The organism is bacterium, assembly GCA_021158245.1.
Taxonomy (GTDB): Bacteria; Zhuqueibacterota; QNDG01; order QNDG01; family QNDG01; genus QNDG01.
In genome coordinates, this window is record JAGGVB010000065.1 from 26,174 (window position 1) to 41,874 (window position 15,701).

The window sequence follows — 15,701 nt, forward strand, 5'->3', positions numbered from 1 at the left end:
CAACCTGCTCCCTGCTATTCTCTTTTAGATCCTTTTTCTTCCACCAGAAAACCTCCGATGGCAAGATACTCAAGATGCCCCATGTTAAAGGCTCGTACAGCATCATCAGGAGAACATACTATGGGTTCTTCATGCATATTAAAACTTGTATTAATGATTGTTGGTATACCAGTACGTTTTTCATAAGCCTTTAATATCATATAATAGCTTTCATTAACTTCTCTTCTTATAAGCTGCGGACGTGCTGTTTTATCAACATGAACAGTTGCAGGGCATGTATTTTCCATCTTGTCTGTACAATCAAAAGTAATAGTCATATATTCAGCAGGAAAATAATTTTCTTTAAGATTCCTGTACTGCTTTTCTGCTTCCTCATAAATTGTTACCGGTGCAAACGGCATAAATTCTGTACGTTTGAGCTTATGATTCAGCCAGTCATTAACAGTAGGATCTGTAGACTGATAAAGAATGGATCGATTCCCCAATGCCCTTGGCCCGTACTCCATTCTTCCGTTAAAACGCGCAACAACTTTGCCCTGTGCCAGCAGTTCACCTATCTTGTCTTCGATATTATCATAGAACTTGTATGGATTTTTTGAGTTCTGCAGACTCTTTTCAATATCCTCCCTGGAATATTCAGGGCCGAGATATACGTCTTCAATTTTTCTATTCTCTATTTCATTCCATTCTCCGGGATTCTGCTCATAATATGACCACAATGCAGCACCTGCACTCAATCCGCCATCGCCCATAGACGGGAAAATAAAAACAGAAGAAACTCCATCCAGCTCTGCTACTCTTTGATTAACCTTTACATTGGCAAAAACGCCTCCTGCCATACGAACATCAATTTCATTACGATCTTTGAGTTCCTGATCCACATAAAATTTAACAAATTCTGCAACTGACTTTTCAGTAATATCCTGAATACCCGCAGCGATATCTTCCCGCGAATAATTTTCTAACAGACCATCCATTGCTTTAACTAATTTTGGATAGTTACTCCTCTGCGGATAGGCATGTTGTAAAACTTTTTTAGAAAGCTCATAATTGAATTCATGGCCTTCCATTCTAAAAAATTTTCTGTAAATATCCTCTGTATTATGCGGATTTCCATAAGCAGCCAGCCCTGTTATTTTACCCTCATGCCGGTTAGGCTTAAATCCGAGCATCCAGGTAATAAGGTTATAAAACAAACCGATACTGTGAAAACTTGGCACTTTTGCACGCTGCTCCAATTTTCCGTCCCTACCCCGGAAAATTGTTCCGGCAAGTCCGTCCCCCTGTCCATCAAGTGTAACAACAAGAGCATCTGATTTCCCGCCTGTATAAAAGGCTGATGCAGCATGAGCTGTATGGTGATTTACCAAATCAATCGGCTTATCATCCAACCCGTATTTTTTTAATAACTTCTTTAGCTTTATAATCCTCCTTTGATTATAAAAATAGGGATAGAACAAAAAATACTTGTCCCACCTTATTGATTTACTAAACAAAGAATGAATAATCCATCTCGGTTCTTTCTCTTTTAAAAATAAATCCTTAAGAACATATTTCAAAAGATCGGCCGGACGCTCAATTGCAATTGCAATTCTATCAATATTAGTACTGTCAGATCCAGTCATTTCTAAGACTTTCTCTATGCTTCTCCACGGAGGTCCGTCTGATGTATTCCCATTGTGAAACTTAATCCGCGAAAGCCTCTCTTCTTCTATAGCTGCAATAATTCTGCCATCTTCTACAACTGCGCTGCTGCAATTGTGATCATCAAAAATACCGAGAATTCTCAACTCATAACTCCTTTTCTTCCAATTACTATAGCCAAAATATCTATAAATTTTATTTTATTGCTTATTCAATATCTTTTTCTTCTTCAGGTGTTCTATTTTCATCCTTTTTTCTGCTCTAACCTGAAGCTTTTCAGCCGATAGAATAATTCCTGTTGATAAGCCAAGCTGATACAATATTTGATATGCATGTATATCAGGACTGAATGTAAAAACTATTATTATTGCTAAAATACCCCCCAAAACACCAAGAACCGTATTTATTATAAAACTTGAATATAGCTTACGTGTCAAAATCCTAATCCCTACAACAAATATGCTGATTAAATACCATATAATAAGGATTGCTCCTATAAGACCCATTTCTGCTGCAATTAAAAGATATGAGTTATGAACCATAAATGCAAAAACCTTTGCATAATCATTAGCTTTTTCTGTATTTGTCATGTAATCCCATGAAACAAGTTCATAATGCCCCAAACCAACTCCTAACACCGGATGTGCTTTAATTATTCGTCCCGCAATTCGAAACTGCGGAAATCGAACTTCATAAGAAGCGTCCCTTTGCGCACCGAACTGACTGATAATTTTATCACCATAACGAATTGTAAAAGCCATAAAAAATATCAGGATTACAGGGAAAGCCCATTTAATTTGACTTTTAAACCTCTTGTTAAAAAGACTAATGACAAATAATAGCCCCAACGTAATACTAAAAGCAATCCACGGAGCCCTTCCGTATGTAGTAAAAAATGCAATGGTTCCCAGGATAAATGCACTGCCTGCAATAAAATAAATTTTTCTTTTCTCCGGTTTGTAATAGAGAAAAAGCCTGAAGGCCACCGGCAGAGTCATAGCAAGATAATTAGCATAAAAGCTAGTCACGAAAAAGGTGCCCATGGTTCTCCATTTGATTCTGGCAAACGAGCGTTCTCCAAGATACCAAATTCCTATTGCGCCAAACCTCCATTGATATATCCCTATTAAACTCTCAACAATAATCCCGATAATCATCGCATAAACTATTATTTTAAAATCTTTTAATGAGTGTACATTATTTACAACTGCAATAATAACAAGATACAGCCTCAAATATTTTGATAACTCCGCGAGTACCCACCCATGTTGAAGAGCAAAAAACGATGATACAATTCCTGCAATCAGGAATAAAATCAAGGGTAAAGTCACTGGCATTACTGAATATTTGAATTTATATTTTGAAACTATTCCTGTAAGAAGAAGACTGATTACCGGTAAATCCGCAAGCATGAGTCCTGTATAATGATAGAATATCCACCCTGAAGAAAATATGTACAGAAACCCTACGAGAAATAGAAAATATTTTCCTCTGTCTCTGACAAATAACGGCACTATACCAAAAAATACAGTTGAAATAAAAACAAATACTAACTTTGCAGAACTCATACTTTTATATGCTCTCTTTTAAATCGTATTACTTTATAAACTCCAAACGCCGACAGAACAGCTAAAAACGGATAAAGGGGCATCCTATATCTTGGCACTGCAACAGTCAAAGAATGAATAACACCTGAGTATAAAAATAATGTGAAAATAATAATATATTGACGCCACTCTTTTCTGGAAATCACAACTCCTATGGCAGTAAAAAACAACATCAGATAGTAACTTGCAGTAAGTGTAAAAAATATCATGAAATTTGTAGATCTTGGCCTCCCATTTGGAATATTTCTATATGCCTTAAAATAATACAAAAAAAACTTTTTAGCTGATAAAGAAAAATAGGTCCATGGATGCTGAATAATTGTCTGCATAGCCTTACTGAATAGGACATTATCTCTTTGAACAAGATTATCAACACTGCCTGCTTCTTTCACAATCCTTTCCATAGTTTCAGAATAACGAAATTCTCCATTATAGGGCAGATAACTGCCAACCCACAATCCCGAACGAGCCCCTCTTGCAATAGGTATAAATTCATGGAACTGTATATAATTTCTTATTATCCATGGGGAAACAACTGCATAGCATACTACTGCCATAACAATTGTTCCTTTCAGATTGGTACGCATAGATTTAAAAACATAGAATGTAATAACTATAAAAACAGGAAACATGATTAATATATGACGTGTAAGTAAGCCTAATCCAAGTAAAAGTCCGCTCCAAACCCACAGCCATAAACTAAATTTTTGTTTATACCCCTTTATCATAAAATAAAAAGCAGTTGTACTAAAAACCATATAAAGAGTTTCTGTATAGAGATAAGAAGGAATGACAATAAGTTCCGGAAAAACTGCCGCAATTCCAGCGCCTATCAATCCTGTCTTTTCATTGAAAAGTAATTTCCCTATCTTAAAGACAATTATTATTGTTGAAGCACTTAAAAAGGCTTGTATCAGTTTAACAATTAATATGTTTTTCCCAAAAACGGCAAAAATACCTGCAAGAAAAGTAGGATAAAGCGGTGGTGCAAAAGCAGACGGTCTCCGTATGTACTCACAAAAACCTCTTCCCTGTAAAATATGAACAGCCGTTTTTTGATATCTTTGTGAATCCATTAATGCCCCCTCACCTATATCAGGAAACATTATTATAAACATAACCCTTAATACCAAGCCTGTAATAACTATCGCTAATAAAAGATGCTTTGTATCCCTAAAATATTTTATACCATTTTTAAGAATATGAATCATTATGTTTTTTAAACCTGCCATTTCTTTATGCCCTTTCTAATAAAATACAATTACAAAAGTTTGTAATTAATTAATTCTTGTCAATGTCTTTAAACTATAAGCCAAAATTGTAGTTCAAAATTATTTATATTATAACTCCAGAATATCACTTAAATATCTCTTCAACTGCCTTTTTACCCTCCCCCTCTATGAACAATCCGGTATACTCAAAATCATTCTTTACAAAAGCCGGATGGAATGCATCACTAAAACTATAAGACCCCTTGCAAAAAGGCACATATACATCAGGAGGTTGCATAAAATATTCAAAAAATGAAATTACCCCTGATTCAGGAACACCTACAATTAAATAATTCGGCAAAGCCATTAACCTCTCTATGAAATGATTTCATGTTTATTTGTCTTCAAAATTTCATAAACCAGAAATACTCCTCCGAGAAGGCTCATTAACACAGTAAGAAATGACTGCATCAATCCCAAAGACAAAGCCTCTGTTCTCATGAAACCAAATTTTGTCAAAAATACTACAAAACTAATTTCTCTTATACCCACACCGTTAAAAGATATTGGAACCATAAGAATTATCCTTAACAACGGCATAAAACTTATAATATACAAAAAAGGCAGATTCAACTCAAGGCTTCTGCTTAAAATCCATAAAGAAAAAAAACCCATTATATGGCCGGTAAAATTTAGAAGCATGAGAAAAAGAAAAAATTTAAAATCCTGGCCAATAACAATGTGTTTATTTATGAGCCTGAGTAATATTTTCTTGATAAATGTACTACTATTATTATCCTTGTATACAAATTCTGATCTGCAATACAGTGCAACAAATAAAATGTAACTCAGACAAAGAACCAGAACTAAAATACCTGCAAAAATTACTCTGCTGCCTAAACCAAGCAGGTCTCCAAACAGTACAAGAGATATTCCTGCTAATATAAACAAAGTGAGAACCATTAGATAACGCGTAATTAATATTGAAAAAGTTGTATTAAATTTACTTTTCGTTATGCTGTTCAATTTTACACCGCGATAAATATCTCCGCCTATAAAAGTTAATAAATTATTAACAAACAGCGCTTGAAAAGAAAAAAATACTACTTCTCGAAAAGAAACCCTCATGTTTAATTTCTTAACTACAAAAAACCAAACTGCAAAATATATCGGCTGTGCGGCAACAAGTACAATAAAGCTTATTATCAACCTTGACAGATCAATATCTGAAATCAGCTTAATTACTCTGCTAAAATCAGTTTTATGTATTAAATATACAAATATAACAATAGTTATAATAATCTGCAACAGTCGTGTTACAATTTTAACAATTTTATTATTCATTCTTAAAGCCATAATTAATTGTTCCTGCCTTTCAAAGATACGACAAAATATTGCTGCAATACAACTCGATTGTCTCATTTAAAACATCTATTATCCTGTTTTTAAAATAAGAAGATTCAATTAGACAGGAAGACAGTCACATTCCACTACAGTCATCAATAATACGATTCTACTGAACAAATTTCTTTTTCAATCTTACCTTATTATAAAAAGCAAAAACTTTAAAACATTATTTTATCTTTCAGCAAAGCCACCTCCTGAAATATTAAAAAACAATAACCCCAAATCAATGACTACAATAGGCGATATCAGGAGGAAATACTGCCCGAATAATTTTTAATCAATGCCAGATACCTGTTACGCTCAAGGGCCTGCATCTTTCATGGACTTTTATCCTGACGTTCAAAATCGTACTTGTGCCATACAAAAATATCTGCACATAGAACAACTCTCATTCTCATTAGATGTGTACGCCAGGATAAATCCACATCCTCCATGTATGCAAAATAATCTTCGTCAAACCCGCCTGCTTTTAGATAGAACTCCTTTTTAATCAGCAAACATGCACCGCTTGCAGCGACAATATCTCTGTCTTCATTATTTTTTTCCGAATCGATTTCTTTGAAATGTGTCATATAGCCGAAGCCGAGATAGTTTATCTCATTGCCAAGAGTATTTATCAGTTTATCTTTCTTCTTGTTAAAAAGGTATAGTTTGGGCTGAACCAGAGCAATGGAACTGCTGCTGAATCCCGTATGTACCATTTTTTGTATTAAAAAAACATCATCAATTGCCATATCCGAATTCATCACAATAACAGCGTCACATTTTTGCAAATTAAACTTTTTATACATCTCTTTATTGAATGCTGCAGAGAACCCAAGATTCTTTTTGTTCGTAACTGTTTCCACTTCAGGGAATTGCTTTTTGACAAAATCCGAAGAGCCGTCTGACGACGAATTATCAATAAATGTTACTGAAAAATTACCATATTGTTGTTTTAGAATATCAGTAAAAAGAACATTAAGACATCCAATGTCATTGTATCCCAAAACAAGCACGGCAACTCTCGGAAGGAATTCTCTTCTCTTCCCGGTCATTCAAAATACTCTCTGTATTCTTCTTTCCTCATTAAGAAAGGCTGTCCATTCTGTCATTTAAACTTTTTATTTCTGTACCAAGAATAGCAACTTTCTGAGCAAGTGTATTATTCTCCTTTGTCAGCTTTGATATCACAACTGAGAAATGGAGCGCAATTACCATCCCGCAAAAAATTGCCAGCACAAACAGAGCAGACGGGGGATAATAAATCCCGATCAAATGTGATATCTTTTCAAGGAGCCCTCTCCAGGCTGCCATTATAAAAAGCAAGACAGCCGAAGCGATCCATAGAAGAGAATACTGCTCAAGTAATCTGTTTTTACGAATAAGCTGAAATATTACAAGGAGTAGTATAACTCCCATCAGCATAGTAAGTATTTGAATACGAATCTGCATTAAATTCTCCGCATTTTAAATTTGCCTTTTTTTAAAAAGATCAACGAATATTGCAAGAAAAACCTTTATCATATAATAAGCCGCTTTAAATGACGATATTGAAGATTTGCCATGCTCTCTCTCCCTCATCTCAACCGGTACTTCAACCAGGCCGAAACCGTTTTTTTTAAGGATTATTACAGATTCAGGTTCAGGATAATCACTTGGATAATTTTCCGAAAGGAATTCAAGGGCTTTACGGTTGTAAGCTCTGAATCCGGAAGTATTGTCTGTAATTTTCTGTCCGATCGCAAGAGAATTTACAAACTTGAACATGCCTATGCCGATCTGCCTTGCAGCTGAACTTTTAAAACCTCTCTGGTTTAAAAATCTGGATCCTATTGCTACATCCGCTTCGGAACCCTCCAGCGCATCCAATAACTTATGTATTTCCGATGCAATATGCTGGCCGTCCCCGTCCACCTGAACTGCAATGTCATAACCGAATTCAACTGCATACTTAAATCCGGTCTGCACAGCTCCTCCTATACCAAGATTAAACGGCAGAGTTATCACTTCTGCTCCGCTTTTTCTTGCAGAGTCGGAAGTTCTGTCCGTAGACCCGTCATCAACAACAACAATATCTATTGGTACGGAAATATCTTGTATCTCCCGAATAACATTTGAAATTGCTCCCTGCTCATTAAACGCAGGAACAATTGCGAGATATTTTTTGTGCATCGAGTTCACTTATTCTGCCTCTTTAATGCTCTTTTTGTACAATATCTTATACACAACTGCACGAACACCGTCCGGGTCTGTCCTGTCATAGACCAGCCGAATATCTTCCGGCATCATATCCGGACTCAGAAATGGATATGCATTTTTAAACCATACCACATATCTGGAACTGAACACAACGTACTCACACTGTTTGTATCGTGCATAATCTAAAATTTTTGATACGGAATCATAAGAAAATGAGGCTCCTTTTTTCATATCATACTGCCCTGCATAAAAATCTGCCGCTTTGTTTATACTTAAAAGAATCGGCGGATGATCAGTATGATTTTTGAGCCAGATCCCGGCTTCCTTAATTTCAACAGGCTCTCCCCATAATCCCGGCATATACTTTTTTATGGCAAAAATCCTGCCTGACTCAAGAATAAAACAGAAAAGAATTAAAATACTGATAACAGTCGTTTTACTAATAACAGCCTTCTTTTTGCTAATAATTGAATCTTTTTCAGATACATCTTCTATTGCATCTTCCGTCCAGTTAATTAAATAAATTACACCTCTTGATATCCATATAAAAAATATGGGAAAGAGGGGTATAAGATACCTGGGATTAACATGGAAAAGAGGTATAACAACAAACCAGAAAAACACTATATTTAAAGACAGGTAAAAAATAAGGTGCCACTTTTTCCTGGAATAAAATTGAGCAAGGAATCCTGCAGTTGCAAAAATCAGCAATATCACTGTAACTACCCTTGGAACGGCCTCCTTTAAAACTTTATTTAAATTTTTTGCGTACTTTTCAGCATATTCTCTGATACTTATTGATACAAATCTATTCCGCCCTTCCTGAAATTTGGTTAAATCCTGAATATTACCATAAAGATATGCCATATCAGCAGGAAGGTGCTTATTGTCAGAAGTAACGTGGTAAAAAGGATCTTTAATATTCTTCGGATTGAATTCAACAGCTGCTTCAAGCTGCTGATTAACCATGCCTTTTGTGCTGAAAGTCCACACGCCTGTTACTTTTTTTAGATAGATTAGATACGGCGAAGATATAATTAAAAAGCCAAACACTGTTATAGAAATCCACACTACAAAGGTAGTTTTTTTATCCTTCGTTAACCGGAATAATGCTGACAGGAACAAAAATCCAAAAGCCACTATTAAAAAGCCGACACCTTCCGGCCTGACAAGATAACTCAAAGCCCATAATACCCCTGCAAAGAAAAAGAAAATTCTCTTTTTTTGCAAAAATGCATTATAAAAAAGCAATACTCCTGCAAGCCCGAGAAGAGTATAAAGCGGTTCCGTACCAACATCTGTTGACTCGTATGCGATAGGCGGATAGAAAAGTATGAACAGCGCGCTGATTCTTGCAGTATTTCTGTCAAAAATCTTTTTTGTAAGAGTATAAATAATTATAGAAACCCCTGCACTTGCAAGAATATTTACAGCCCGGCCTGCTGATTCAAGACTTTTTAGAACAAGGCTGAAAATTGCTGTAACAGCAGGGTACAGAGGAGGCCAGTAAGGATGAAGAAGCCCGTGGATACCATTCTGTAAAAAACTTCCTGCAAGACGCAGGTTGTGTGCTTCATCAAAGCTCACTGCAAATTGGCGGGTTACAATAAGAAAAATACGTGCTATTATGCCGACAACAACTGCAGCGGCAAGAAACCAATCCCATTTCGGATAATTTGCAGCTTGTTCTGACTTTTTACTTTGTCTCATTATTTTTTCCTGCTTTTATTTTTTTAACATGGAGAAGCTCATTAAAATCAATACCTTTTATTATTAAAAGAACTATAAAGTAGATGGTTACAGCGAAGACAAATCTGAGAACAAACGCAATATGCACAAACGATATAAACAGTGCCATAAAAGATGTGGAAACCATTCCCTTCCAGAAAAAATTCTTTTGATTAAGCCGGCAAACAGACTTATGTGTTATTACAAGTGTTACTGCAAGTACAGACCCGTATGATACAAATGTTGCGATGCTTGCTCCTATTTGTGCATACTTTGGTATTAGAATAAAATTAATGACAAGGTTTAACAAGAGACCGCCAATTTGTACTTTCAGTACATCCTTCTGTCTGTTACTTGCTATTAATAATCCGCCTGTAAAAATATTAAAAAAATTAAATCCCGCAGCAAAAATCACAATTCTGAGAACTATAACTGATGGTACAAAATCAGGCCCAAAAAGAGACATTATATCAGGTGCTAAAAACAGCGTGCCAACAACTACCGGGAAAGCAATATAGAATAAATATTTAAACCCAATCGTATAAATTTTTTCCACATACGCTTTATCTGAAATATAACTTCTCGACAATCTGGGAAAAGTGCTTGTAAACAGAACAGTAGGTATAACTTCGAGAAAAAGCAGTATCTTGTATGGTGCTGCATACCAGCCCGCTACACCGTCGCCTTTCATTGCAGAAAGCAGAAGAACATCAATGCGGGCATGAGCTTGTGCAAGAAACATAAAAAATCCTAAAATAACAGCTGCCTTGAATATCCCCTTCATAAAAAAAATGTTTACCGGCGCTCTTTTAATTTTAAATCTTGTTCTTACTAATATAAGATTTATTCCAAGGCTTATTACACCGGACAAAACAAATACAGATCCAAAAGCAACAATGCCCATACCATTAACAAGCACATAAATCCCGGCTGAAGTTACAATTATTTTCTCAATTATTACCACGAACATTTCATACTGCATCTTCTCAAATCCGCGGTACACTCCCGAACAAAGCTGATTAAAAGAGTACAAAATACCGTAAATACCAAATAAAAAAATGAGGATTGTTTTATCCCGTGGAAAAGAAAAAAAGCTCAGGTATGATCCCAGGAAAAGCGCACTTGCAGCAATAAGAATAATTTTCAGTACTGCCGAGTTCGTAAAATACTTTCCTGCTTCCTGCCTGTTCCTTGCTACTTCTCTCGTAAATAAAGTTACTATTCCAAAATCATCAAAAAGAAATACAAAATAGTACAGAACCGTTGCAAATGCGTATTTGCCGAACCCCTCATCACCAAGATATCTTCCTGCCATGATATTCAGTGCGAGTGCAAGAATAAGGTTAAAAGCCTGGCTTGCAGCAATAAAATAGGTATTTGTTTTAACACCGCTTACAGAAGAGGAATTTATTTTTTTTTTGTCTAAACTCAAAATCAAACCCTGTATATATTTACAAAAGTATACACTGCCGCATCACTTGATATTTATAAAATCAAGAAAATTATGCTATCCGAAATGCATCACAATTTCTTCATAAACTCTCTTACACTCGCTGTCACAAAATTCATTTTCTCAGAAGTAATACCCGGATAAATACCCATAAAAAAGCTGTCGCGTAAAATTTTATCAGCATTTGATAAATTTCCGATCGTTCTAAAATACAGGCCCAGATAGGCCGGATGACGTATAATATTTCCTGCAAAAAAGAGGCGCGTTTCAATATTCCTCTGTTCAAGAAATGAAAGGAAATCCCTGCGTGTAAAAACAGCATTATTCCGAATTGTAAGCGGGAATGCAAACCATGCAGGTTCTGCTTTCGGTAAAGATTCAGGAAGAATAAAGAACTCTTCATAATCTTTAAAGGTGTCATAAAGCTGTTTAAAATTTGCATTCCTTTTTGCAATAAATTCAGGAACTCTCTTCAGCTGCACTCTTCCCATTGCAGCTTGGAACTCCATCGGTTTTAAGTTATATCCTATATTTGTATAAACATAGCGGATATCATATCCTTCAGGAAGAATACCGCTTTTTGTTTTAAAAGGGCATGGTTTATCCGGATTTTTTACAACCTCGCAAATAGGACATGCACACGCCCTCCCCCAATCACGAATTGACCTGCAGATTAAATTTAACCCGTTATCATTAACTGCAATCGCGCCGCCTTCTCCCATAGTCATATGATGTGCGACATAAAATGAAAATGTTGCCATGTCTCCGAAAGTACCAACCAGCTTACCGTCATATTTTGACCCAAGCGCATCACAAGTATCTTCAATGACTATTAAATCATGTTGCTTTGCTAATGCCATTATTTCTGACATAGGATTAGGGTTGCCAAGCTGATGCAGAATGACAATGGCTTTTGTTTTAGGAGAAATTGCACGCTCAATCTGTTCAATGTCAGGATTGTAAGTACCAAGGTCAACATCAACCAGAACCGGAGTAAATCCGTTTTGAACAATAGGATTAAAAGTAGTAGGGAAAGTAACTGCCTGTGTAATTATCTCATCACCAGGTTCAATTTTTCTCCTGAATTCATTGGATTTAAGAGCAGACAAAGCAATAAGATTTGCAGACGATCCGGAATTTGTTACCAGCGTATTTCCTGTACCAAGAAAGGATGCAAATTCCTGTTCAAATTTGCGCGCCTGGTTGCCAACACCGAACCAGCCGTCAAGTATTGAACCAACCATTGCTTTGATTTCATCTGCTCCGTATACGGGCCCGGCATATTGCACTTTGTTTTTTACAGGAGTAAAGCTCTTCATTCTCTCTTTTTCTTCAATAAAATCAGTTAAGAGCCCATTAATCTGATCTCTTATATCATCAATTTTCATTTAATCCTCCGTAAACAATTTACAGCTTTCCTTATCTGAAACACTATAATTATTTGTGATAATTTATCATTTGTTGTTTTATTTTTTCAAGGCCTTTTCTTGCAGATGAAAAACAAAAGCCCGTATCCCTCTCTAATTTCTCCGTTAAAAGCCCCCCTTTTAACGGACGTTCAGCCTGCTGTTTTAAATCAGAAGTTATTACTTTATTTATTAACGACCTGTCCAGATCAAACACACTTGCAATTTCCAGGGCAAATTCATAACGGCTAATCCATGTACTGCCCACAGTGTTGTACACTCCATGCAGGTCTGCCGTACATAAAAGAAGGCATGCCTCGGCAAGATCATCAGCAAGAGTCGGGTTGCCAAATTGATCAGCAACCACATTAATGCTGTTATTTGCTGAAAGCTGTTCCACCACCCATGTCACAAAATTTTTTCTGGCCCCTGAAGAAAAACCATAAAGTACAGTTGTTCGTGCTATTATTAGATTATCAATTATTGAAGCTGCTTTTATCTCACTTTCCAACTTGGTTTTTCCGTAATAACTTACCGGATTTGTTATGTCGTTTTCCGTATAAGGCCCTGATTTGCCATCAAAAACATAATCGGAAGAAAGATGAATCATCTTACTTTCAGATTGTACACACAATGATGCAATATTCTTTGTCCCTTTAACATTTACTTCATATGCTTTTTCACGCTCTTTCTCACAATTATCCACATTAGTATACGCAGCTGTATGAATCACATAATCAGGATAAGCTGCTCCAAGTGCTTCACACTGTTTTTTATCTGTAATATCTGCCTGAATATACTTGACACCCGGAACATCAACACGATACGCTGGCTGCATATCTGTGGCGACGACTTGAAATCTGCCTGCAGCTAATTCTGTAATCTTGGCACCAAGCAGACCGTTTGCCCCTGTAACAAGTAATATTTTCCCGGACATTAAAACATCTCTACCAATAGTGTTCTCTAAATTTTCTATAGAAATTTATTGTTTTCTCCATACCTTTTTTAAACGGGGTTTTAGGTCTCCAACCCAGTTCATCATGTATTTTATTGAAATCAGCTACGTAATCTCCTGTTTCTATGAGCTTTCTGTCCTCAGGCCATTCAACAAATTCAAGCTTGCCTGATCCTGCAATTTCAATAACGGTTTTCACCATTTGTCTGAAAGATATAGGATCGCCGCTGCCGAGATTGTATATCTGTCCGTCACTTCTGTCAATTTCACCTGCCATCAAGAAAGCACGGGAAACATCATCTATAAAATTAAAATCTCTAAGCTGTGACCCATCTCCGTAAATAGTAATTGTCTCATCATCAAGTGCAAGTCTCACTACCCAATTTTGAATACCGTACTTGCCATGTTTCATTTGATGCCTGGGTCCGTACGTATTTGATATTCTGAGAGATACTGTTCTTATTCCATGTACTTTATGGTATATTATATGATATTTTTCACCGGCATTTTTATTAACACCGTATATATCCGTAGGTGAAAGCTGTGCATCTTCTGTTACAGGAGTTGTACTTACTGCACCGTATTGGCCGCGGGTACCTGCATAAACAATTTTTACATCAGGGTTAACTTGCCTGCAGGCTTCAAGAAAAATCAGATTTCCCCTGCAGTTTATATCAACATCAAGCAGAGGATCCGTCATGCTGTCAACATGGCTCGTCTGGCCTCCTATATGAAAGATTACATCTTTATTCCGGACAAGAGCCCTCATTGCGCCCTCGTCTCGTATATCAGCAAAATTAATATTTACCTTATCTTCAATACCGTTGATATTAAAGAGATTGCCTCCGTATAACGGCAGCATTGAATCAATAAGAGTTACATCTGCCCCAAGGTAAACAAGCTCATGAGCAAGATTGCTTCCCAGGAACCCAAGGCCTCCTGTAATTGCGATATTTTTACCTTTGTACCAATTATACACTATGTTCTCCTCCCGGTTATCCTTTTAAACAATGTTTCGTATTGAGAGGTTACTGCATCCCATGAATACTTTTCTTTAACACGCTTTACAACAGCAGACCGCAAATGATCTGCCTCTTCCGGATGATCTATATAGTATTGCATTTTCTGCGTCAGAGTCTCAACGGAAGACACATTAAAATATACTCCTGTCTCGCCAAGTACTTCTCTGTGCTGCACTACATCATTAGCCAGAATAAAACTGCCTCTCCCCATTGCTTCGACAAGTGCAGGTTGAGTGCCGCCTGCTTCTGTTGCCTGAATATAGGCGAAAGCATGTGACTGAAATTCTCTGTAGCCTTTCCCAAAAACATATCCTGTAAAAATGATCCTTTTATCCTTTGTACTCTTTAATCTTTTAATATATTCTGTACTGTAAGGTGCATCACCAACAATAATCAACTTATAATCCGTATTTACTTTTTCAAATGCTTCTACAACAACATGAGCATTATTTTCAGGCTCTAATCTGCTCACATAGAGCAGATATTTACCGGGCATTACTCCAAAACGGTCCAGTGCTTCAGTGCTTGATTCCCTTCCAATATGAGCGCCATAAGGAATCAACAAGCTGGATTTATTAAATTTTCTTTTATAATAACTGCACACCTCTTTTGCATCTGTCACAATAAAATCAGGTACAAATGTTGATAAAAATTCAGATATTCTATATACTGCTCTTCCGAATTTACCCCATTTTTCACGTTTCCACTCCAATCCGTCAACATTTAAAACAACCGGAGTGCTTTTTAGCCTGAACGGTAACGTAAATAACACATTAGCACTATTACAATATAAAACAACATCATACTTTTTTAAAAAAGCATGTATGGTTGACAATATCGTATTAAAAGGTGTATCAAAATATTTATGCCTGACACCCTGAGTTACAATAACTCTTACTCCTTTGTAAAACTTTTGATTTTTTGATATATAGTGTGACCGTCCGTAAACAGTAACATCATGTCCTCTTTTTACGAGATGTGTTGAAAGTTCTTCTGCAAAAGTCTCAAATCCTCCGTAATTCGCCGGAATACCTCGTGTACCCAGAATTGCTATACGCATTCTTCTTTACTCCTGCCCTCTTTCTTATGC

Annotated in this window: 14 protein-coding genes; all 14 read right to left on the minus strand. The window is 36.3% G+C overall.

The window, feature by feature from the left end; all coding sequences use genetic code 11:
* Positions 1-14: 14 nt before the first annotated feature.
* The 14 genes from J7K93_04040 to J7K93_04105 all read right to left on the minus strand — a co-directional run bounded on the left by J7K93_04040 (position 15) and on the right by J7K93_04105 (position 15,671).
* Complete coding sequence (locus tag J7K93_04040) at positions 15-1,790, minus strand: carbamoyltransferase (GenBank protein ID MCD6116164.1); 1,776 nt, start codon at positions 1,788-1,790, stop codon at positions 15-17.
* Positions 1,791-1,844: 54 nt separating this feature from the next.
* Positions 1,845-3,212, minus strand: coding sequence for an O-antigen ligase family protein (locus tag J7K93_04045; GenBank protein ID MCD6116165.1), 1,368 nt, complete (start codon positions 3,210-3,212; stop codon positions 1,845-1,847).
* On the minus strand, positions 3,209-4,327 hold the full coding sequence (locus J7K93_04050) for a glycosyltransferase family 39 protein (protein ID MCD6116166.1): 1,119 nt from the start codon (positions 4,325-4,327) through the stop codon (positions 3,209-3,211). The genes J7K93_04045 and J7K93_04050 overlap by 4 nt, the downstream gene beginning before the upstream one ends.
* Positions 4,328-4,607: 280 nt before the next feature.
* Positions 4,608-4,829 carry a hypothetical protein gene (locus J7K93_04055; protein MCD6116167.1) on the minus strand — a complete coding sequence of 74 codons (222 nt, stop codon included), beginning with the start codon at positions 4,827-4,829 and terminating at the stop codon, positions 4,608-4,610.
* Positions 4,830-4,837: 8 nt separating this feature from the next.
* Positions 4,838-5,818, minus strand: coding sequence for a flippase-like domain-containing protein (locus J7K93_04060; GenBank protein MCD6116168.1), 981 nt, complete (start codon positions 5,816-5,818; stop codon positions 4,838-4,840).
* A gap of 368 nt (positions 5,819-6,186) precedes the next feature.
* Entirely contained in the window at positions 6,187-6,906 is a 720-nt protein-coding gene (locus J7K93_04065; protein ID MCD6116169.1) for a glycosyltransferase family 2 protein, read from the minus strand.
* A 31-nt stretch (positions 6,907-6,937) separates the two neighbouring features.
* Positions 6,938-7,303, minus strand: a complete 366-nt coding sequence (locus tag J7K93_04070; GenBank protein ID MCD6116170.1) for a DUF2304 domain-containing protein — start codon at positions 7,301-7,303, stop codon at positions 6,938-6,940.
* A 15-nt stretch (positions 7,304-7,318) separates the two neighbouring features.
* Positions 7,319-8,023: a glycosyltransferase family 2 protein gene (locus J7K93_04075; protein ID MCD6116171.1), complete on the minus strand. Its 705-nt coding sequence runs from the start codon at positions 8,021-8,023 to the stop codon at positions 7,319-7,321.
* Positions 8,024-8,032: 9 nt separating this feature from the next.
* A complete protein-coding gene (locus J7K93_04080) occupies positions 8,033-9,760 on the minus strand; it encodes a glycosyltransferase family 39 protein (protein ID MCD6116172.1) in 1,728 nt (575 codons plus the stop codon).
* Positions 9,747-11,210 carry a flippase gene (locus J7K93_04085; GenBank protein ID MCD6116173.1) on the minus strand — a complete coding sequence of 488 codons (1,464 nt, stop codon included), beginning with the start codon at positions 11,208-11,210 and terminating at the stop codon, positions 9,747-9,749. Before J7K93_04085 ends, J7K93_04080 begins: the two co-directional genes overlap by 14 nt.
* 89 nt (positions 11,211-11,299) lie before the next feature.
* Complete coding sequence (rfbH, locus tag J7K93_04090) at positions 11,300-12,610, minus strand: lipopolysaccharide biosynthesis protein RfbH (GenBank protein ID MCD6116174.1); 1,311 nt, start codon at positions 12,608-12,610, stop codon at positions 11,300-11,302.
* 55 nt (positions 12,611-12,665) lie between these two features.
* Entirely contained in the window at positions 12,666-13,571 is a 906-nt protein-coding gene (rfbD, locus tag J7K93_04095; protein ID MCD6116175.1) for a dTDP-4-dehydrorhamnose reductase, read from the minus strand.
* 10 nt (positions 13,572-13,581) lie between these two features.
* Positions 13,582-14,571: a GDP-mannose 4,6-dehydratase gene (locus J7K93_04100; protein ID MCD6116176.1), complete on the minus strand. Its 990-nt coding sequence runs from the start codon at positions 14,569-14,571 to the stop codon at positions 13,582-13,584.
* Complete coding sequence (locus tag J7K93_04105) at positions 14,568-15,671, minus strand: DUF1972 domain-containing protein (GenBank protein ID MCD6116177.1); 1,104 nt, start codon at positions 15,669-15,671, stop codon at positions 14,568-14,570. Before J7K93_04105 ends, J7K93_04100 begins: the two co-directional genes overlap by 4 nt.
* Positions 15,672-15,701: the final 30 nt, after the last annotated feature.

What these genes read in the sequence shown, in the direction of transcription:
- J7K93_04045 (MCD6116165.1), bottom strand. Translation starts at nt 3,212, where the DNA reads ATGAGTTCTGCAAAGTTAGTATTTGTTTTTATTTCAACTGTATTTTTT.
- J7K93_04050 (MCD6116166.1), bottom strand. Translation starts at nt 4,327, where the DNA reads ATGGATTCACAAAGATATCAAAAAACGGCTGTTCATATTTTACAGGGA.
- J7K93_04055 (MCD6116167.1), bottom strand. Translation starts at nt 4,829, where the DNA reads ATGGCTTTGCCGAATTATTTAATTGTAGGTGTTCCTGAATCAGGGGTA.
- J7K93_04060 (MCD6116168.1), bottom strand. Translation starts at nt 5,818, where the DNA reads ATGGCTTTAAGAATGAATAATAAAATTGTTAAAATTGTAACACGACTG.
- J7K93_04065 (MCD6116169.1), bottom strand. Translation starts at nt 6,906, where the DNA reads ATGACCGGGAAGAGAAGAGAATTCCTTCCGAGAGTTGCCGTGCTTGTT.
- J7K93_04070 (MCD6116170.1), bottom strand. Translation starts at nt 7,303, where the DNA reads ATGCAGATTCGTATTCAAATACTTACTATGCTGATGGGAGTTATACTA.
- J7K93_04075 (MCD6116171.1), bottom strand. Translation starts at nt 8,023, where the DNA reads ATGCACAAAAAATATCTCGCAATTGTTCCTGCGTTTAATGAGCAGGGA.
- J7K93_04080 (MCD6116172.1), bottom strand. Translation starts at nt 9,760, where the DNA reads ATGAGACAAAGTAAAAAGTCAGAACAAGCTGCAAATTATCCGAAATGG.
- rfbD (MCD6116175.1), bottom strand. Translation starts at nt 13,571, where the DNA reads ATGTCCGGGAAAATATTACTTGTTACAGGGGCAAACGGTCTGCTTGGT.
- J7K93_04105 (MCD6116177.1), bottom strand. Translation starts at nt 15,671, where the DNA reads ATGCGTATAGCAATTCTGGGTACACGAGGTATTCCGGCGAATTACGGA.